The organism is Priestia sp. BR_2, from assembly GCF_041954005.1.
Taxonomy (GTDB): domain Bacteria; phylum Bacillota; class Bacilli; order Paenibacillales; family Paenibacillaceae; genus Paenibacillus_AQ; species Paenibacillus_AQ lautus_A.
In genome coordinates this window covers 60,757-81,582 of record NZ_JAVFHM010000275.1, presented here as the reverse complement: position 1 = coordinate 81,582, position 20,826 = coordinate 60,757, and the positions used below count along the sequence as shown (strand labels likewise).

Here is a 20,826-nt window from a genome sequence, read left to right as displayed (position 1 = left end):
TATAACGTGATTTTTATTGACACAATTAAGAAAACTAAACTAACATTAGGATTATTTTCATCAAGAGGGAGGCAGCTATGAGTTTTAAAGAACAGTACGAAGAAATTGCAGGTGTAGGACAGACCATATTCGATAACCCTGAGCTTGGCTACAAGGAATTTAAAACCAATCAAACGGTAGCGGATTTTCTGAAAAAGGTTAATCCGGATATCGAGCTGCAATCATTCAGCACAACCGGCCTTCGGACAACGCTTGGCGGCGGCAAGCCGCTGAACATCGCTTTTATCGCGGAGCTTGATGCGGTATATGCTCCAACCCATTGGCGATCGGACGAGGCAACGGGTGCGGCACACAATTGCGGTCATTATACGCAGGTGGCGATTGCCCTGGCTTTATACAAGCATTATTTCGAGTCCAAGGCGTACGACGCTTTGGATTATAGTCTAACGTTTATTTTTATTCCCGCCGAGGAGTATTTGGATCTCGCTTACAGGGACGAGCTGCTCGGAAGCGGCAAGATCTCCTATTACGGAGGAAAACCCGAAGCGATGAAACTCGGCGTGTTCGACGATATCGACATCGGGCTGTGCGTACACGCCATGGGAGGAGAGTTTGCCGAGCGCACGATCGAAATCAACTGCGACCTGGCCGGATTCTTATATAAGCATTACACGTTTACCGGAAAAGCAACCCACGCCGGTTTTGATCCCTTCTCCGCCAAAAATGCCTACAGCATGTCGACCCTGTTCAATGTGGCGTTAGGCCTCAGCAGGCAGCAGATGAAGGACAGCGAGAAGGTCCGCATGAACCCGATCGTCCTGGAGTCCGACATGTCGACAAACGTCATTCCCAATCGGATTACGGTTGGCAGCGATCTGCGCACCCAGTCGGTGGACTACATGAAGGAAGCGGCCTCCAAGATGGACGATGCGGCCAGGGGCAGCGCGCTGGCCCTTCAAGGCGAGGTCGAGATTAAGACGCAGATGGGATATTTGCCGTTCGTTCAGGACCGGTATTTGTCCGAGTTCGTGCTGGAGGCGTTCCAGGATAACGAGGAGATCGCCCGTATTTGGAACAACAACGCCATCAGCGCTGCAGGAGACATTGGGGATTTAGCCTTCATGATGCCCTGCATTCAAATCGGCTACAGCGGCTTTACGGGAACGATCCACGGCGACGATTTCAAGGATATCGATCCGGAATTTATTTATGAAGTGTTCCCGAGATTTATAACGCAGGTGCTGGAGCGCATGAGCGGACGCATCGACCGTTCGAAGCTGTACCGCCGCACATTCGCCGAATACGAGCAGCTCCTTGCTTCGATCGTTGGCTCCCATTAAGAACAGAAAAACAGAAAAGAGGACATCATGGCATGAAGTTAAAACTACAGTATCTCTATTTGCTTGCATTCGTGCTCATTGTTATAGCGGTTGCCGAATTTATCGGCATTCAGTCCATCCAGGTCGGCTCCGTGAAAATAAGCCTGCTTCCACTCGTATTCGCCATTTTGATCACGATGGTGCTCGGCTTGTCGATATTCCGGAAAGGCTTGATGAAGAAAATTTACAGCAAGGAAAACGTCGGTTTCTCCAGCAAGTATCTGATCTTTATTATGCTGCCGCTCATGGCGAGATACGGCGCCGACGTTGCTCCTAGATTAGAAGAAATCTTAAAAGTAGGCTGGGTATTCATCATACAGGAAATCGGCAACCTGGGGACGATTCTGCTCGGACTTCCCATCGCCATCCTGCTCGGCCTGAGAAGGGAAGCCATCGGCGCTACGCTTGGACTTGGAAGGGAAGGGGAACTCGCTTACATCTCCGAGAAGTATACGCTCGACTCCGACGAAGGCCGCGGGGTACTGTCCCTCTATATTATCGGTACCCTATTCGGCACGCTGTTCTTCAGCATTCTGGCGCCGGTCATGGTTGCCGCCGGCTTCTCGATCGAAGCGCTGGCGATGTCCTCCGGGGTCGGTTCCGCCAGCATGATGACAGGCTCTTCTTCCGCGTTAATCGCCCATTCTCCTGAGATGACGGAGACCATTAACGGATACGCTGCTGCGAGCCAGCTGCTTACCAGCTTTCTCGGAACGTATACGATGGTATTTCTCGCGGTTCCGCTGCAGCGGTTTATGTACAAATTAATGGTCAGAGGTGAAAAGAAATGAGCACCGGATTGAATAAATACGCAAAATATGCCCTCGTCCTGCTGCTTAGCGTCGGTCTTATTTTATTTACGGAGCAAATGAAGTTCATCAAAAACGGCGAAGGCCATATTACGATAGGGACGATAGCCGGCTTATCCGTGCTTTGGCTTTTTTCCTTCATCGGCGTTCTGATCTCGACGCTGATGAAAAAGGTTCCGCTGAAATTCCTGCAGGAATTCCCGGTGCTCGGCTGGGTATCGATCGTTTCGCTGATCTGCTGCCTGATTTCGGATGTGTTTGTGGACGCCATTGCCAACGTCAACTTTTTGTCCATCACCACTCCGATTTTGGCGTTCGCCGGCATTTCCGTAGCCGACAGGCTGGTTGATCTTCGCAAAACCTCCTGGCGCGTGGCGATCGTTGCGGTGTTCGTGTTCACGGGCACGTACGTGGGAAGCGCGCTGTTGTCAGAGCTCGGCCTCTATTTGTCCGGTAAGTAAAATATGGAACAAAGCCAAGAAGCTAAAAAAGATGACCTCCGAAAAACGGAGGCCATCTTTTTCTCGTTCAACAGCGAAACAAATAGCTTTCGCCTCGTTTGGTAAATGGCTCATTTGTCTGCCGCAGCCCCGTTCTCGTTGACTTTCCTCAAGAATCCGTCACCAGCACTCGCAAGGAGGTGCGGTCAAGGGCTCGCGAAGCCAACCAGCAGCCGCTGACGGCAATGGCAAGAGCGATCAGCGTCAGGACAATCGCCAGCGGCCACTCCATGACCAGCGGCACCTTGACGATGCCGTAGGCAGACAGCAAGCCGCGCAGTACGGCTGGCAGAGCATAGACTCCGCATACCATGCCAACCAGCGTACCGAGGGCAGCCACTCCGGCAATGCCGCTTGTCAACGCGCGGCGAATGTCTGATGCCGTCAGGCCGAGCGAAGCGTAAATGCCGTAGGTTTTCGTTTCCTTGCGAATATGCAGGCGGCAAGTACTATAGACGATCAGGCAAGTGACGGTGAGGAACAGAAGGGCCAGCAAACTCATCGGAATGAGCAGCACGGCCGTGGCCTCCTTGAATACGGAATCCAGAAGCACTTCCTGCTTGAGGGCCTGGATCACCGGACCATAGCGTTGATTCAGCTGTCGCACGAACTCATCGCTATCCGCTTGGTTCCGAAGTTGAACAAACCCGGCGTCCGGATTGATGTGCCCGACAAGGTCCGATGTGATCCGAGCGATATTCGACAGGTTGGAAATGGACTGAAACGTGCCGGTGATCAGCAGTTGATGCGGTTTTCCTTCGATGTAGATCGTGACGGCATCGCCAATATCTTTATTCAATTTGCGGGCAATGTTGACTCCGATCGTGATTTCGTTAGGCAGCACGGGGTTCCGGCCTGTCAGCGAGGCCAATCCCATCTCGTCCATGCTGCCTTCCACCACGGTCAGCGGGAGGCTGAACGTCGGTTGAGTGCCATCTGCTTGCGCAACAACTCCAATAGCCGAGCCGGACCAGTTCAGGCTGAGGACCCGGGGATCCTTCTCGATATAAGATTGCAATTCTGTACGATCCATTCCGTCAGCGTTGATCACCATGATGGCGATATCCGCATCGTCGTAGCCCCACTGGGCCGAGGTTTCGCTGATGCGATAGACGCTCGTTACCAGCAGGGTGCCAAAGACGAGCACCGCCGCGGTAATGCTCATCAACAGAAAGACCAGCGCCGCCCCTTTTTTGTTGCCGGTCACATGCTTCCATCCGATGACGGCGGGTACGGACCATCGGTCCAGCAGCCTTGTGCCGGTTCCATGTCCATGGGCATGGGTATGCGAAGACTCCGACATGCCATAGCGGATCGCCTGAATCGGCTCGATATGGCGCGTTTTGGCTGCATAGAGGACAACGCACAAGAGGATGATGATCAGCATGCCGATGCCGGTCCAGATTGCGACCCCCAGCGCCTGCACGGACACTGGCGCCGCCTCGGATTTGAGGAAGGATAAGGAATTCTTAATGATGATATCCGACAGCAGTCGACTGCCGATCAGGGCAGGGATCAAGGCGATAACGGTAATCAAGCCGTACTGCAGCATATAGGTGACGATGATGCGTTCGGAGGTCATGCCGATGGATTTGAGAATGCCGATCGTGCGGTAATTGGCCAGGATCGTGTCCGTGATCGTAAAGCCGATCGTAAGCAAGGCGACAGCAATCATGACCAATCCGAGGAAACTCATGACGAAGCCGATCACTTTGTTCATGATAAAGTAAAAGGCGGACAGCTCGGCAAACGAAACGCGTTCTTCCAAAAACGGCGATCCGAGCGCCTCCTCAAAGCGCTGCCAGTACTCCCCGCTTTGTTCGGGATGCGCATAGCGAAGCGACACCAGGTACTGCTCCGGCGTGGACAAGCCGCCCATGGTCGAAAGGTAGTCCGCTTCGTTCATCCAGATGCGGGCAGTGGTGGTGAAGGGGCCGCCATGTGACAGGTCAATAACGATAGCGCCGATCGTGAATTGTACCGGGGCAGCCCCGGCGGTGAACACCAATTCATCGCCGACTTCCATGTCGTATTTGTAGGCGAGCGAGGTGGGCACCCAGACGGTTCCGGCTTCCGGAACGGTCAGTTGAGCCGGTCCGGCGCCGGGGAGCGGATGATTGACCCCATGCGGCATCGGAGGCGTATCGATCATATACAGATAAAGATTGGGCAGTTCTTGCCCGTTATAGACCAAGCCGGTCCAAGGCTTGTAAGGAATAAGGCTGGAGGCGGTCACCCCCTCCTGGGTTGACCACCAATCGGCAACCATGCGTTCATCATGCAGCCCGCGGGTCATATTTATGATTTCATGGGCACCTTGAGCAGCCGTATGGCGCTCTTCGAATACGTTTTCCGTATTCATCAAGACCGTGAAAGCGGTGCCGACTAATAGAGCAGATAGCGCAATGAGCAATGCGATCAGCGCGTTTTGCAATTTTCGTTTGCGAATGTTCCCCCAGCACAGCGTCAATATGGCACGCATCTTGGACTACCTCCTCCCGGTGACATAAGCAAAGATCATTGCTTCCCGCTCGGAGGCTAACTCCGGGACGTAGGGTCCCATATCCAGCGTGCCGCCGATCTTGCCATCGCGAATGTAGATCAGGCGATTGCCGCGGCAGGCCGCCTTCATATCGTGGGTGACCATGACAATCGATTGGCCCTCCGCATTCATCCGGCTCAGGATATCGAGCACCGTAACACCTTGTTCGTAGTTGAGGCTGCCGGTGGGTTCATCGGCAAAAATCATATCCGGATTGTTGATGAGCGCCCTGGCGATGGCGGCCCGCTGCTGCTGGCCTCCGGACACCTGGGAAGGCAGCCGGGTGCCTTGTTTTTCGAGATGCAGGCTTGTCATCAGGTCATTGGCCCTTTGTTTTACGGCTTCTTTGTCCCGATTGGCGATATAACCAGGAAGAGCGACGTTATCGAACAGCGTCAAATCCGGCACGAGGTTGCTGTTTTGATAGATAAAGCCGATCTGATCTGCTCGAAAACGCGCAAGCTCCTTAGCCGAAAGCTGATCGAGGCGCTGTCCCTGAAGGTGGACTTCACCGGCCGTCACGGCGTCGAGTCCGCTAAGCAAGTAAAGCAAGGTCGACTTTCCCGACCCGGAATCTCCCATGATCACAGTAAAGTCGCCGGCATATATCGACAGATCGACATTGCGCACGGCATGGTACTGCTCCTTGCCGGTGGTATAGGTTTTGCATAAATTGGAAGCTTGCAGCATGATGGTTTTGGTTGTAGGCATGACAGGGTCTCCTCTCTTCTCATGCTTCCAAATTATAGAGGACGATTCTTGCGCATTCCTTATCAAATTATTAATAAAGTATGACAGGGGTCAGCTTAGCGGCAGAGTCAAGCAGAAGGTCGTTCCCTGCTGCTGCTTGCTGTGAAACGTGATCGTGCCGCCATGCGCTTCCATAATATATTTGCAAATCGACAAACCGAGTCCAACCCCTTGCCGCTCGGCCAGTTTCTTGCGGTCCGGGACACTGCCTTGGTAATACCGTTCAAAAATAAAGGGCATGTCCTGAGGGGAAATACCGCTGCCCGTATCGGAAATTATGATCCGCAAACTGGATGATTCGGCCAACTCCTCAACGGCGAGCGTAATCGTATCCCCGGGTTGGGTATGCTTCAGGGCATTCGTGACGAGATTGGCGATGACCTGCTCGAAACGCACAGCATCGATGATAACAAGCACGTTCGGAATGGAAGAAGGCTCCACGCAGCGTACTCCCATCGTACGTATGTAGTGCGCCATGGTTCGCAACACAGGTTCAATCGTAGAAGAACTGTATTGTTCCAGCGGACGCACCGCAATTTGGTCCAGATCACGCAGCGCGTGCAGCAGCAAATCGTCTACAAGCACAGCCATCTTGCTTGTATTGGCATGCACCACCTCCAGGTAAGCCATCACACTCGGCAGATCGGGGCAGATGCCTTCACGAATCGCATCGATGTAGGCTTTGATGGTCGCCAGCGGGGTTTTTAAATCATGGGACAGATTGGAAATGAGTTCCTTGTGCGACTGGCTGTGCGAGGCTTGCTGCATATGTAAATTGCGAATTTCTTCACGCATGAGATCAAATACGGCATAGAGTTCGCCGACCTCGTTATTGCTTGTCCATTCGGCGCGCTGCTCGTAATCGCCCTTCAGGATGGCTTCCGCATAGGGCTTGAGCCCGGCAACAGGCTCAACCAGATCCCGCTGCACCCGGCGTCCGGTGGAGAAGAGTACATAAAGCAGCGTCAGGAGTGCCAAGGAAAGCAAGGTCCATGGCACAACGAGAAGCAAGCCGGAAGAAGGGATGGCCGCGGTCGCTGCAGATGCAGGGACCGTAAACTGCGCATAGCCTGCGAAGGCGTTGGTTCCGGCATCCAGCAGCGGAAATGCCAGGTGGTAATCGGGCGGGTCGCCGTCGGACATACGCAGCGTATAGTCCAGTTCAAAGCGAGGATGAATACGGCGTACCGATGAATCATCGCTGTCATATATCATCGTTCCGTCAGGGAGCACGACCTTAAGGCCGATCCGTGTTTCTTGACTCCAGCCGGTTAATTTCTCGCGAATCGGAGCATCGGGAGGGAGCAGTTCGACGAACTCGTTCTCCAACGTATGGACGATCGTATTGGTCAGCAAGCGAATGTGGTTGACGATGGAGGACGAAGCAGGCTGGTTCGAGGGCCAAGCGAGCCAAACGACGGACAGCAAAATTACAAGAAGAGACAGGCAAGCCGTCCAGAGCCTTCTTGCATACCATGGTTTCCAGTGCATAAAAGGCTACTCCGTTTCATCGGGGTCGAATTTATAACCGACGCCCCAAACCGTCGTAATATGAGCGGATTTGATTCCGCTACGTTCCAGCTTCTCGCGGAGCCGCCGAACGTAGACCGTGATCGTATTATCCTCGACATAGGCGGAGTACCCCCACACCTGATCCAGCAGCTGCGTTTTGGTAAACACTTGGTTCGGGTTGGATGCGAGAAAATAGAGCAGGTCGAATTCCTTCGCGGATAAAGCAATTTCCCGCTGTCCGGCCATGACCTTGCGGGCGCTTTTATCAATCGATAACGTGCCGAATCGCAATAGCTGTTGTGTTGTTGCCTGGAGTTTCGGGTCGACCATTCTGCGCAAATGCGCCTGAACCCGGGCGACCAGCTCACTGAGCGAGAAGGGCTTGGTCATATAATCATCGGCGCCGAAACCCAAGGCAAGCACTTTGTCCGTGTCGCTGCTGCGAGCGCTTAAAATAAGTATGGGCGCAGAAGTCAATGTACGAAGCTCACGACATACTTCAATTCCGTCAGCGTCTGGCAGCGTCAAATCAAGAATGATAAAATCCGGCTGCCGGTTACGGACTCCCTGCAATCCGTCCCTCGCATTCTCCGTGATGAACGTGCTGAATCCCTGGACACGCAAATAATCGTTCACGATGCGCGAGATATCCCGCTCATCTTCAATAATCAGTACCGTTTTAGGAGATTGCATGAAAAAGTCGCCCCTGTTCCATATGCTTTAAATAGTGAATCCATTATAGCACGGGTCGGATTTAAGCATAGGGAAGATAAGGAAAATCCCCCTGGATAACCCTGTCGCTATTTTTAAGTTGGCTGAATGCATGCCTACATGTATCTGGAACAAGGAAAACCCCCGGTCTGGAATAAGACCGGGGGTTGAGCGGTTGGATGCTTCGATGATCGACAGCATCCTCCCTATGAGGGAGAGTATTACTTCACGTTATCCTTAAGCGTGGAAACCCAAACCTCAACGCCGTCTGAATTACGAGTGGACTGGTGAGAAACCGTTGCTTCCTGAACATCGCCGAAGCCCCAGTGGGTTTCTGCTACATCAGGGAAGAGCGGCTCCAATCCCGTCAAAGGTCCACGGTATAACGCTTTGTTGATCAACGTGACGGCTTCGACACGCGTTATGCGGTTGTTCGGCCGGAACGTGTTTCCAGGATAACCGGACAGCAAATTGTTGCGATATAATGCCTCAATGGATTCGGCAGCCCAGCTTCCTTCGATGTCCGTAAAATGGTGATTTACGGAAGCCGATGTGTCCAAGTCCAGGAAACGGGCCAGCACCGCAGCCAGTTCTCCGCGAGTGACTGGTGCATCCGGACGGAACGTATGGTCTGCGTAACCGTTGAAGTATCCTTGGGATACCGCGATTCGAATGTAATCGGTCGCCCAATGTCCTTTTCGAATATCGTTAAAGCTTGAGTTCGCGTTGCCTGTGGTTTTCTCCGAAAGACGAGCAACGATTGCAGCGAGCTCGGCCCGGGTCAAGGTATTGGACGGTTGGAATGTACCGTTAGGGAACCCGAGAATATAACGCTGATGCTGGAGATCGCCGAACCGGTCAGAGAATACTTGAACATGGACGCTATTGGATTTTTTGCTGCTACCTGCCGTAAGCTGTCCGATGATTTCATATTGAATCTCTTTGGCTGCAATCTGTCCCCACTTGATGTCCAGTTTGAAGCTGCCGGTGCTTCCGGCAGGGAGATGAGCCACATTCCAGGTTACGGTTCTGCCATCAACCTTTCCGCCGTGAGCATTCACGACTTCGGCGCCTTCAGGAAGGGTGACTTGAACCGATGCATCACGTAATGCCGCGTTGGTACGGTTAGCGTAATCGACGGTAATGGTCGACTGCGTGCCTTCTTGGACTTGCTTCTTGTCCGTGGACAGGTTCAATGTCACATCGCCCTGCGGCTGAGGTGATGGGGAAGAAGACCCAGAAGAATCCCCGCCATTACCTGATGACGGCACTGGCTGCATAGCAAAGTCAAATGCGATAATGCTCTGTCCCACATGGATGATCCCGTCTTTGATATAACTGTCGGAACCGTTAACGGCCGGGGCATTCGGTTTGGAAACCCGAGTGTCATAAGTGTAATAGCCGCTTCGTTTCGCGACGATGTAATAATCGCCTTCCGGATATACCATCCATGCATATTCGCCAGCCGCGTCGGAAATTTGCGAATTGGCATTTTGGTTAGGCGCAAACCCAGCCAGTGCAGGCAAGGATACGAGTGTATTCGGCACCCGTCCTTTCTGACGGTTCAGCTCAGTGTCAGCCCAATACAATTGAACGTCTGCGCCGCTAATCACTTTTCCTGTCGATGCATCCGTGATGATGCCGTAAGGATCTATCAGGGAATATACGATCGCGGTCTGTCCGTCTTGGGTCATATCCACGTCCAAGATGGAAGCGGGACCTGCCAATACCGTACCGTCCGCCAGTTCAAGCTGGTAGGATATTTGGTATTTCCCCGGCGGGACTTGATCCAGCGAGAACGTTCCGTCATTGGCTACGTTGAGCGGCTGCTTAAAGCTGCTGCCGTTCAAGCCTTGAAGCAGTGCAACGGCTTTCCCGCTGCCGAGGACATCCCCGATGGTATCAGGGTTGGATGCTCCGCTGGCGGAAGCAACGAATAATTGACCTCTCAGCAGGTTCGAAGGTTTGATCGTTTGGCCAGGTTGTACAGTGCCGATCGTAACCTCTTTGGTTTGCGTCAGCGTGACGTCACGCCCTCCGATTTGAACCGGAGTTTCGATATTCAGCTCGTAGGTATAGTTTCCGCGCGGAACCGGAATCTGGTATGAGCCGTCCTCGCCGGTCGTAACCTCAGCCGAGAAATCAGGAATTCCGTCGTTGTTGAAATCGGATTCCACGGTAATTTTTGCGCCTGCTACCGGTTTGCCGGTGATTTGATCCACAACGATGCCGTCAATGGCGGCAGGGAAGTAATGTACGCCCTTGCTTGCTTGAACGGTTGTGCCTGTGGCAGGATCTTGTATTTCTGCGACCACGATGTCGTATAACGGCGTCGTGTCCGTTAAAACCGCAGGTTCGTATGTCCATACGGCAATCCCTTCTTCATTGGTGGTCACCGTCTTGGTTTTACCGGAATCATACGTAATGTCCACAGGCACTCCAGGAACCGGGTTGCCCTTGGAATCGGTAGCCTTAGCGGTAACCGTGACCGGAGACTTCCCGTCAGCCAGTACGCCTTCAGGGGTCACCGTTACATCCAGATTGTAAGATAATGCCTGATCATGAACATGCACGGTTTGCGTGACGGATTTTCCGTCATGCGTAGCCGTGATGATGGCCGTGCCTGGTGCTACGGCGGTAACGACGCCATTGGCATCGACCGTGGCCACTTTATCATCGGAAGATGTATATGTGGCTTTGCCTGTTACATCCTGAATGCTTTCATCCAAGGAAACGGCCGTTACCTTAGGCGTGTGCTGTTCACCGGTCTGCAGCGTGACGCTTGCCGGATCGATCAACAGATCGCGCAGGCCGGAGGCCGGCGTGGTTACATCCACGGGCTGCGAAGCAGGGGATTCAATGCCGTTGCTGACGGCTTTGATGACATAGCTTTGCTTCGTTTCCGGCTTCAGGCCGGACAACACATAGCTAGTACCTGTCACTCCGTCGGCGATCAGCTGTCCGTTGGCATCATAAATATTGTACGTTTGAGCGCCCGGGACGGCGTTCCACAATAACTCGGCATTGGTCGCATTCACTTGCCCAGTCTTTAACGCCGGAGCATCGATGCTTACTTTAACAATGGATTGAGTGGTCTTACCGTTATATACGGCGTCGATTACGGTGGTGCCCGCACCTATTGCCGTCAGTAAACCGTCTTCACTTATCGTAGCTACGAGTGGATTTTTAACGGTAAACTCCGTTACCTCCAGGGTAACGTCTCTACTACCGGTCTCATAAACAGACGTAACCACCGTAGGATGCGTGTAGTTTTGTGCAAGAGGACTCGTATTGAGTTTGTATTCTGGCAGATCAAAGTAGAGCCCTAAAGTAACTGGATTAGATGGAAGGGTCTCGATCGTACCGGCCGGTCCAGATATAACTGCAGTTACAGTGTATTGTGAGATCTCATCCAGATCTGCCCCCGTTAAGGTATACGAGGGAACCTGAATATTCGTGTCGAGCAGGACACCGTCCTTATAAAGACTATAATAAGTAGCTCCTGTTACAGTGTTCCACGACAGCTCATTAGCTGTTGCAGGTGTATTACCTGATGAAAGGACCGGTGCCTTCGGTACCGTAGCGTAAGCTCCACCTACCGTCACAACCTTTATCTCTCCTGATGGAGGATTATCGCCAAAATCCAGAATGGCCGTAGCTTGTCCCTGGCTATTAGTCGATTGGGATGGAGAAGTCCATACTCCTTCCTCGGAATAGAAGGTAATCGGGGCTCCCTCCACGGGATCGCCGTTTACATCAAGCGCGGTTCCTATCACTTCATACTTTCCAGGCTCAGAGGTTGGAACGACTTCAATTCTGACATCGGTTGGAGCTTGTTTGTAGACATAGCCTGTATTTGCCGTATCGATCGGCTCGAATTCGTTCGTGAAATACCATCCGAGAATATCGTGGGTTTCCATCGAGCCGCCGGTGGCGGAGGTGAATCCCGCATAAACGCCGGGATATCCGGCAAAGATTTCGTCCAGATCAATGTTGCTTGTTTCCAGAACGGGAGTTGTCGGACGTACAGCATCCTTGCTCAGGTATACCTTAACAACCTTGGTCTGTCCATCGTAGTCGATCCAGGAGTATAGATCCTCTCCTCCAGACAGCGTAATGCCATTGAGGTTCGTTGTATACCAATCCGGATTGGTATTGTTCACACTACCGTTTTTTGCAAGTCCGATGTAGTTAGCGGATGGATCGTTAACCGGGCTCGGGTTCTTGTATGTATCATACTTCACCGCAAAGCTGGGTTTGATCCCGCCGTAACCAATGCCCACACCGACTTCGCCCGCACTGTTGGATTGAGCCTGAATGGTGAAGGTAATGCCGTCGGCAGGAGAGTTGGTACGATTGTCTCCGTTCAAGCGGAATTTGAAAAAAGTGCTGAAGGAATAATTGTTGCCCGCAGCGATCAGCTTTTTGTTAAAAGCCGTACCGAACTGGTTTCCTTGTGCCTCGGTCAGACGCAGGATATCGCGTCCTTTACTGTCTTGCATCACTTTGGCTTGGCCGTTCAGCGAGAATAAATCGACTTGCTTGGAATTGCTGAAATTATCAAGTTTATAGGTGACCCATTTGTCCTCGGGTGCCGCCGCCGCAGAGGCCGGTGCCGTCAAGGGCTGAAACGTGGCAACGAGCATACAGATCACCATAAACAAGGATCCGAATTTTCCGGATTTTTTCATGAAAATGATCATCCTCCTTCTTTTTGTATTTTGTTGATGTCCTGTACCTTTATCTCAAGCGAACCTGCACCAAGGCTGCCTTCTTGACATGGAAGGACATATTTTGACAAGCGGATATCAGAATAACAAAGCATGCTCTACAAATTCTCTACAATAGCTATACAGGTTCTCTACAGATGCTCCTCTCTAAAAAGATGCGGGCGTGTCCGCCTCGTGCGTAATATCCTTCAAACAGAATCTTATTGCTTTGATTGATACAGCAGCTGGCGAGAGATCGTAGGAGAAACTCAGGATTTGCCCCATGCAGCCAGCTGCCAGCCAAATAAATGTTCATTGACAGCATGAATCAACATTGTGTACACTTTTTTTATTCCGACTGTTCAGTATAAATAAAATCAAGATGTCAGGTGAGAAGCGATGCCCAAATTGGGAATGGAACAAAAGCGCAGGGCAGACGTCATTAACGCCACGTTAACCTGCATCAGCTTGCATGGAATTGAAGGGATGACGCTGGATAAGGTTGCCGAGTATGCGAACTGCTCCAAGGGAGTGGTCACTTATTATTTCAAGAATAAGGATCATTTGACGACCGAAGCCTTCAAGTCGTTCCTGGCCTACTATGGGCTAAAGATCGAATCAGGCATTGAGCCTGCCATGTCAGCGGAGGAAATGATGGAGGTTGTCCTGCAACATATACTCCCTCCGTACAGCGAGGACACGGATCAGAAGCTGAATGTTTCGCAGCTTGACGGAGTCGATAAGATGTTTATCCCCTATGAGGATCAAGGCAAGCTCTTTGTGCAGTTTTTTTCAAAGGCCATGCTGGACCGTCATTTGCAGGAAGTTGCATCCAAGAGCTACGAGCGCGATCTCCAAGGCATCTCCAAGATAATGGAATACGGTAACCGGACGGGGCAGATGTCGGTTGAAGATTCCAACAGTGCCGCCTATGGCCTGATGGCGATGGTTATTGGCCTGAGCTTCTTTAGAGTAGCGAAGGTTCCGCCCGACAAGGACGAGGATAACCGGTACATATGTGAGGATTATGTAAGAAGACTTATCAATAGAGGAGGAGTTTGATGAATATCGCGAAGGTTGAAACCGATGGAGGAACGATCGCCGTCGTAAGCGGCAGCGAGGTATTGATTAAGGATGTCCAGTCGGCCCTGGATCTCGTGGCCACCGTCCAATATGAAACGGGCAGCCGCCGCATTGTGATGGATCAATCGTTGATAAGCGAGTCTTTCTTCGATTTGAAGACGCGGCTTGCAGGCGACATTCTCCAGAAGTTTATCAATTATCAGGTGAAAATTGCGATCATTGGAGACTTCTCGGTTTATCCAAGCCAAAGCCTTCAAGATTTTATTTACGAATGCAATAAGGGCCATGATTTCTTTTTCTTGCCCAGTGAACAGCAGGGGATCGAACGTTTAAGCAAATGGAATAACTAAGTAGCGAATACGGGAGGAAGATCGTTGCCGGTATCTGGGTTTGATCCAAAAGGGGTTTCGATGGTGAACATTCCAGCAGGCGTAGTTCAATTAAGGGACGACCGTATAAAGTCCTCGTGGACGGTGGAAGTGCCTGCATTTCAGCTTGCATCGGTCCCTGTAACGAAGACGTTGTATTTCTCAATCATGCCAAAGACATCCGGATGCGATGATTTGTTGGAGTCCCCAGCCGTGAATATATCATGGCATGAAGCGATTCTCTTTTGTAATATGTTATCTCGGCGCGAAGGCCTGAACGAATGTTATTCGGTAACGGATGACGGTGAATCCGTCGTTTGTGACAAAGAGGCGGACGGATACCGCCTTCCCACGGAAGCGGAATGGCAATACGCTTGCAAAGCCGGGAGTCTCGGCTACCGTTACGGAGAGCTTGACGACATCGCTTGGTATGGAGGGAATTCCGGAGGCGTCCTGCATGAGGTGGGCAAAAAGCGGCCGAATGCATGGGGGCTTTACGATATGCTCGGAAACGTATGGGAGTGGTGCTGGGATCTTTACGATCCGAACGTATACGGCTCCTACAGAGTATTCCGCGGAGGGAGCTGGGCCGAAGAAGCCAGAGGCTGCGGAGCGACATGTCGCCGCCGCAGCCACCCGACGTTTCGGATTGAGGATCTCGGGTTTCGTTTGGCGAGATCGATATCAAGAAAAAGATAAAGCTGATTCCGTTAGGGTCAGCTTTTTTGATTGTGCAGCACCTCCTGAATTTCCAATCAAACACATCGAAATACCGCGACTGTTTCCAAGATGGCTATAGAAACTTAGATGCTCCCCGTTCATAGTTCTCCCACTTCCCGATGTCACATAATCTAACGCGATAAATCTCGTAAATTTGCGTATAGACAAGGCTGGAAGACATCAGTAAGATTGGGTTTAACTTTTTGCGGGAGGTGTGGGGAGCTCAAGGAGTCAAGGGTTGAATTGCCGCAGTGTTGATCAAAACCAGGAATGTCTAGGGATAAGGGGGATTCGAAGATGGTGAATGGACCAACATTCAACAATCCGATCGTAGAGCAGGCAGCCGATCCTTGGGTATGGAAGCATACGGACGGCTATTATTACTTTATGTCGACGAAACGCGATCATCTGGAACTGACGCAATCCGCAACCTTAACCGGCCTTGCGGAAGGACGGAAGAAAACGATCTGGACTCCGGAACCCGGGGGAAGGTACAGCCATAACCTATGGGCGCCGGAAATTCATCGTTTGGACAACAAATGGTACATCTATTTCACGGCGAATGACGGAGGAGGGGATGAGTCCCGCCAAATATGCGTGCTGGAGAACGCCGAGGCTGATCCGATGGAGGGACAATGGGCTTGGAAAGGCGCGCTGCCGACCCCCGTCCCCGGCTTGGACGGCACGGTCATGACCGCAGGCAACCAGCATTATTTCCTGTATGCCGGATATGGCCATTTCCCGGATTACGGGTCCGCGATCTACATCATGCGCATGTCGAACCCTTGGACATTGACGGGGGACCATGTATTGCTCACGGCTCCGACCCTGTCCTGGGAAAAACAAGGCGGAATGGCGATTAACGAAGGACCTGTCATTCTTCGGCGGAACGGCCGCATCTTTATGGTGTACTCGGCCAGCACCACTTGGTCGGAGGATTATTCGCTGGGCATGCTCACGATGGAAGAAAACGGGGATCCGATGGATCCGGAATCCTGGACCAAATCGATGCAGCCCGTATTTTGCAAAAGCGTGGAAAACGGAGTGTACGCGACCGGTCACAATAGCTTCACGCAATCGCCGGATGGCAAGGAGGATTGGATCGTTTACCATGCGCTGCCCGCGCCTGGCGTCGAGACGGCCTTGCGGTCGACCCGCATCCAGAAATTCGGCTGGAAGCCGGATGGAACTCCGGATTTCGGCGTGCCGGCCGGCGAGTCGGATGCCTTGGCCAAACCGTCCGGAGAATAATGTATGCGGATTCACAACCTCCCGAACATGCAAGGGATCGCAGTGTAAACATGGTTGAGAGCGAGTGGTAACCAGGCTGGTGTAAGCGAATAACTATAGTATTTGATCTATATAAACCCCCATTTATTACAATATATCTGTAATGAATGGGGGTTTATTACGAAGAGATGCACTTGTATGACGAGAACCGCGAAAATATATGAAAATAACGGAATTTCATGAAAACTCCTTAATTCAAAAGGAGTTTTGTGCATCTCATTATTCCCGTTATTCTCATTATCAAAATATTTTTTTGGATAATTCACAAATTTAGTTACGAAAATTGTGTATGAAAGCGTTGACAGAATGGGGGTGTATGCTTATACTTCGGTTAAAGATACAGAATAATTGTATTAAATGGATGTGCAACAGCTGTCAGTTTCATCAATTTCACATGTGAAAGGGGAGCCATATCCAATGGCCATGATGAAGAGGATCGTGTCAGGGCGGAGGTGCTTAGACCGCGAATGACCCTTGTCATGCATCAGCCTGAAAAGACATGAAGCGTTGAACATGAAGCGAAGCTGATGGAGCAGAAACGGGATTTTGCCAATTAGAAGAGACAAAGGCTTTCAAAGACATGAAGATGCCTTGACACAAGGAGACACTAGCTTCGAAGGATTAAAAAAGACAGATAAAAGCCTTAAAACCGGACGCCCCCTGAATAACGACGGCATATGGATCCTCTAGAGCGCAGCGGCGGGGTGCTCGCAATTATTCATATCATGGGAGGTTAAGCATGAACGGAACGATGAAGCGTTTTTTCACTTTGTTATTCATATCCATCCTGATTATTTCGACGGTAACCGCTTGCAGCGGCAAGGCAAATGACAAGCCTGACAACACCGTAACCCAAGAGGAAGAAGTAGAGAAGAATGAGGTGACGTTCGAGGATATCAGCGGCGATATACGCGGAAATAAAGCACCGACGCAGGAGCAAGTCGATGAGGTCAACGGCACGCTGAATGATACATACCTCGGAGATGTATTTGACGAAGTCATTCCAAACGATTATTCCGCATATCCGGTCAAGGGCGATGTGGTGCTGGATGTTTGGATGCCTGCCAACTCCAACATCCCGGATATGAATAATCACTTGGTTCAGAAGCAGGTGGAGAAGCTCACCGGCATCAAAGTAAACTTCATTACGCCGCCGGTCGGACAGGAAGCCGATGCATTTACCTTGATGATCTCCTCCGGCGAGCTGCCGGACATCATTATTGACCCGGGCCGTTATCCGGGAGGCTTCGAAGCAGGGGTCAACGATGGCGCTTACCTCGATCTCACCGACCTGATGGAAAAGCACGCTCCGAATTATACGGCATGGCGCAACTCTGACGAAACGAGAAGAAAAACGACCGTGACCGACGACGGCAGGCTGCTGGGCTTCTACGGCATCGCGCCGTATTCCGAATGGACCTGGTTCGGCATGCTGATCAAGCAGGAGGCGCTGGATAAGACGGGACTTCCAGTCCCGAACACGATAGACGAATGGTATGAGTTCCTGAAAAAAAGCAAAGAAGTCGGATATAAGGCGCCGCTGAATTACGGCTCGACGTACGGCCAAATTTTTACCGGCATTATTAATGGCGCATATGGCGTCTGGGATTGGACCTTCGTGGACGAGAACGGCAAGGCTGCTTGGGGGCCTGCACAGCCGAAAGCCAAGGAATATCTCGCAACGATGCAGAAGTGGAACAAGGAAGGCCTGCTGAATCGGGACTGGGCTACCGCCGATTTCAATCAACGGATGGCCAGCGCGATTTCCGATGATACGGCCGTGATGATGGATTCCCCGGATACGATGTGGAGCTATTGGAAAGTGCAGAACGACATTGATTTCGTGGGGGCGCTGAATCCGGTTCTGAATGAAGGAGACAAATCCGCGACCACCTACAAAAACTTCAAAAGAACCGGAACCAGTGCAGCCATCACTACCCAGAGCAAAAATGTCGAAGCCGCTATGGCATGGCTGGATTTCAACTATTCCAAGAAAGGCTGGGAGCTGATCAACTTCGGGGAGTACGGCACCGTGCACTTGGTGGATGAGCAAGGAATGCCTTATTATCCGGAAAACAGTTATATGTACAATGATCCGGACGGTCAGCCGGTAGACGTCACGCTTTGGAAATACCGCTGGCATAGTTGGCCGAATATCCGCGACGAGCACAATGCCAATCCGTTGATCACGGCGAAAGGCAGCTATTCCGGAGATATTCGCCAGGACTGGACGGAGAACATGGACACCAGCATGGCGATGCCGCCGATCACGTTTACGAAAGAAGAGGCCTCGCGCGAAGCCGAGCTTGGGAACCAGTTGTCCACGCTGCGCGGAGAATATTTCGCGAAGATCATCATGGGCGAATTGCCGGTCGATGCTTACGATAAATTTTTGAAGGAAGCGCAAAGCATGGGGCTGGACGAATTTTTGAGTCTCCATCAGGCAGCCTTGGATCGGTATAACCAACGATAGTTTTCATAATAAGAACAGGTGGTTGATTCATGGAGATTTTACGAAAAAACAGGGGAATAGACCATGTCCGGACACCCTCGGAGCCTAAGAACACCAAGCGCTTGATTCAGAAGGACCTGAAAAAGAACTGGTTCGTTTATCTGATGGCCCTTCCCGTCGTGGCGTGGTTCTTGATCTTCTGCTACGGGCCGATGTGGGGCGTCATGATCGCATTCAAGGATTTCAAGCCTTTGCTGGGCTTCGCGGACAGCGATTGGGTGGGCTTCAAGCATTTCATCGATTTTTTCTCAGGACCCTATTTTTGGAGGGTCGTCAAGAATACGCTCCTGCTGAATGTATGGGGAATCGTCTTTGGATTTACGGCACCGATCATCCTGGCCTTGCTGCTGAATGAAGTCCGTTCTTCCAAGTTCAAGCGGACCGTGCAAACCATCACGTACATGCCGCATTTTATTTCACTGGTGGTCGTGTGCGGGATCATTCACATCTTTACGTCCAATGAGGGAGTCGTTACGCAGCTGCTTTCCTTCATAACGGGAAAAGACTATTCGTCCCTTCTCGGATACTCCAATTTGTTCCGGCCGATTTATACCTTTTCCGGAATCTGGCAGAGCATCGGCTGGGACAGCATCATTTACCTGGCTGCGATGAGCTCCATCGATCCTTCGTTATATGAAGCGGCCGATATCGACGGGGTCGGCAGGGTGAAAAAAATGTGGTACATTACGCTGCCTCAGATCAGCCCGGTCATCATCATACTGTTTATCTTTGCGATCGGCGGATTGATGGCTTCCGGCTACGAGAAAATCATCCTGCTCTACAATCCTTTGATCTACGATACGGCGGATGTCATCGCTTCCTATGTTTACCGAAGGGGCTTGAGGGAAGCGAGCCTGAGTTATTCCACTGCCGTCGGCTTAGTAAGCTCCATCGTCAATTTCGGGCTGTTATGGATGACGAATACCATCGTGAAGCGCAGATCTGAATCCAGCTTATGGTAAGAGAGAGGGAAGGTTATGGAGGAAATCAAGCAACTCAAAGTGAAACGAAGCAGGAAGCATAAAAGCATCGGGGACCGCGTATTCGACTTTACGAACTATACGCTGTTAACCGCTTTAACGTTGGTGTGCTTTTATCCCATATTGCATATCTTGTTCGCCTCCGTCAGCGATCCCGGCGCTTTGGTGGCTCATCGAGGGGTATTGTTCAAACCGCTGGGATTCACGCTCGACGGTTACAAGCTGGTCTTTAAGGACAACAGCCTGCTCAGGGGATATATGAATACGATCATTTACGTTGGACTGGGCACCTTGGTCAATATGGTCATGACGATATTGGGCGCTTACGTGCTGTCCAGGCGGGACTTGTATTTCAAGAATTACATCATGGTCATGATTACAATCACGATGTTCTTTGGCGGAGGGCTGATTCCCTGGTTCCTGTTAATGAAGGACATCGGCTTATACAACAATTTGTGGGCCATGATTCTGCCGACCGCTTTAAGCACATGGAACATCATCATTCTAAGGACCGGATTCCAATCGATTCCGAGAGAGTTGGAAGAAGCGGCACTAATCGACGGCGCAAGCCAGGCCAACATCCTGATCACGGTGATCCTGCCGCTGTCGAAGGCGACGCTGGCCGTAATCTTCCTGTACTATTTGGTCGGCAATTGGAACTCCTGGTTTAACGCGATGGTCCTGCTGAAGGATAGGGAATTGTTCCCGTTACAGCTGTTAATGAAGGAAATCCTGGTCGCCAACGATTCAACGGCCACCACGATCGGCAGCGCGGGCGGTGTCGTCATTAACAGCGCCCAGAGCTCGACCGCGTTCCGGGAACTGGTTAAATATTGCGCGATCGTGGTTTCGACGGTGCCTATATTGTTGGTGTATCCGTTCCTGCAAAAGTATTTCGTGAAAGGCGTTTATGTCGGTTCGATCAAAGGCTAGGCGTTCAAACAAGCAGATAGAGAGACTG

General features: G+C 51.5%; 15 protein-coding genes. 10 read left to right on the top strand and 5 right to left on the bottom strand.

From position 1 onward, the window contains the following. Positions 1–77: 77 nt before the first annotated feature. From RB298_RS21055 to RB298_RS21045, 3 genes are read left to right on the top strand one after another with little or no spacing between them, the layout of a single operon-like run. The gene (locus RB298_RS21055; RefSeq protein ID WP_375121642.1) at positions 78–1,340 is read left to right on the top strand and encodes a M20 family metallopeptidase; all 1,263 of its coding nucleotides are present in this window, start codon (positions 78–80) and stop codon (positions 1,338–1,340) included. Between the two features lie 32 nt (positions 1,341–1,372). Continuing rightward, positions 1,373–2,170: a DUF3100 domain-containing protein gene (locus RB298_RS21050; protein ID WP_015736873.1), complete on the top strand. Its 798-nt coding sequence runs from the start codon at positions 1,373–1,375 to the stop codon at positions 2,168–2,170. Beyond that, positions 2,167–2,649 (top strand): hypothetical protein, encoded by a 483-nt coding sequence (locus RB298_RS21045; RefSeq protein WP_009593297.1) that lies wholly within the window; start codon positions 2,167–2,169, stop codon positions 2,647–2,649. The genes RB298_RS21050 and RB298_RS21045 overlap by 4 nt, the downstream gene beginning before the upstream one ends. 148 nt (positions 2,650–2,797) lie before the next feature. Here RB298_RS21045 and RB298_RS21040 read toward each other — a convergent pair whose 3' ends face one another. From RB298_RS21040 to RB298_RS21020, 5 genes are all read right to left on the bottom strand, one after another. Then, positions 2,798–5,170: an ABC transporter permease gene (locus RB298_RS21040; protein WP_192570911.1), complete on the bottom strand. Its 2,373-nt coding sequence runs from the start codon at positions 5,168–5,170 to the stop codon at positions 2,798–2,800. A gap of 6 nt (positions 5,171–5,176) precedes the next feature. After that, entirely contained in the window at positions 5,177–5,941 is a 765-nt protein-coding gene (locus tag RB298_RS21035) for an ABC transporter ATP-binding protein (protein WP_486048412.1), read from the bottom strand. 90 nt (positions 5,942–6,031) lie between these two features. Next, positions 6,032–7,471 (bottom strand): HAMP domain-containing sensor histidine kinase, encoded by a 1,440-nt coding sequence (locus RB298_RS21030; RefSeq protein WP_375121639.1) that lies wholly within the window; start codon positions 7,469–7,471, stop codon positions 6,032–6,034. Positions 7,472–7,477: 6 nt separating this feature from the next. Beyond that, positions 7,478–8,185, bottom strand: coding sequence for a response regulator transcription factor (locus RB298_RS21025; RefSeq protein WP_486048410.1), 708 nt, complete (start codon positions 8,183–8,185; stop codon positions 7,478–7,480). Between the two features lie 239 nt (positions 8,186–8,424). Beyond that, positions 8,425–12,894: an S-layer homology domain-containing protein gene (locus RB298_RS21020; protein ID WP_486048408.1), complete on the bottom strand. Its 4,470-nt coding sequence runs from the start codon at positions 12,892–12,894 to the stop codon at positions 8,425–8,427. Positions 12,895–13,311: 417 nt separating this feature from the next. On the opposite strand from RB298_RS21020, the gene RB298_RS21015 reads away from it, so the two are divergent. The 7 genes from RB298_RS21015 to RB298_RS20985 all read left to right on the top strand — a co-directional run bounded on the left by RB298_RS21015 (position 13,312) and on the right by RB298_RS20985 (position 20,798). Then, positions 13,312–13,974 carry a TetR/AcrR family transcriptional regulator gene (locus RB298_RS21015; protein ID WP_486048406.1) on the top strand — a complete coding sequence of 221 codons (663 nt, stop codon included), beginning with the start codon at positions 13,312–13,314 and terminating at the stop codon, positions 13,972–13,974. After that, on the top strand, positions 13,974–14,345 hold the full coding sequence (locus tag RB298_RS21010; protein WP_486048405.1) for a DUF4180 domain-containing protein: 372 nt from the start codon (positions 13,974–13,976) through the stop codon (positions 14,343–14,345). The genes RB298_RS21015 and RB298_RS21010 overlap by 1 nt, the downstream gene beginning before the upstream one ends. Positions 14,346–14,369: 24 nt before the next feature. Beyond that, on the top strand, positions 14,370–15,062 hold the full coding sequence (locus RB298_RS21005; RefSeq protein ID WP_486048403.1) for a formylglycine-generating enzyme family protein: 693 nt from the start codon (positions 14,370–14,372) through the stop codon (positions 15,060–15,062). 318 nt (positions 15,063–15,380) lie between these two features. Continuing rightward, positions 15,381–16,334: a glycoside hydrolase family 43 protein gene (locus RB298_RS21000; RefSeq protein WP_192570918.1), complete on the top strand. Its 954-nt coding sequence runs from the start codon at positions 15,381–15,383 to the stop codon at positions 16,332–16,334. A gap of 778 nt (positions 16,335–17,112) precedes the next feature. Next, a complete protein-coding gene (locus RB298_RS20995) occupies positions 17,113–18,846 on the top strand; it encodes a type 2 periplasmic-binding domain-containing protein (RefSeq protein WP_486048401.1) in 1,734 nt (577 codons plus the stop codon). A gap of 29 nt (positions 18,847–18,875) precedes the next feature. After that, positions 18,876–19,847: an ABC transporter permease gene (locus RB298_RS20990; protein ID WP_090909282.1), complete on the top strand. Its 972-nt coding sequence runs from the start codon at positions 18,876–18,878 to the stop codon at positions 19,845–19,847. A gap of 15 nt (positions 19,848–19,862) precedes the next feature. Next, positions 19,863–20,798: a carbohydrate ABC transporter permease gene (locus RB298_RS20985; RefSeq protein ID WP_277746693.1), complete on the top strand. Its 936-nt coding sequence runs from the start codon at positions 19,863–19,865 to the stop codon at positions 20,796–20,798. Positions 20,799–20,826 lie beyond the last annotated feature (28 nt).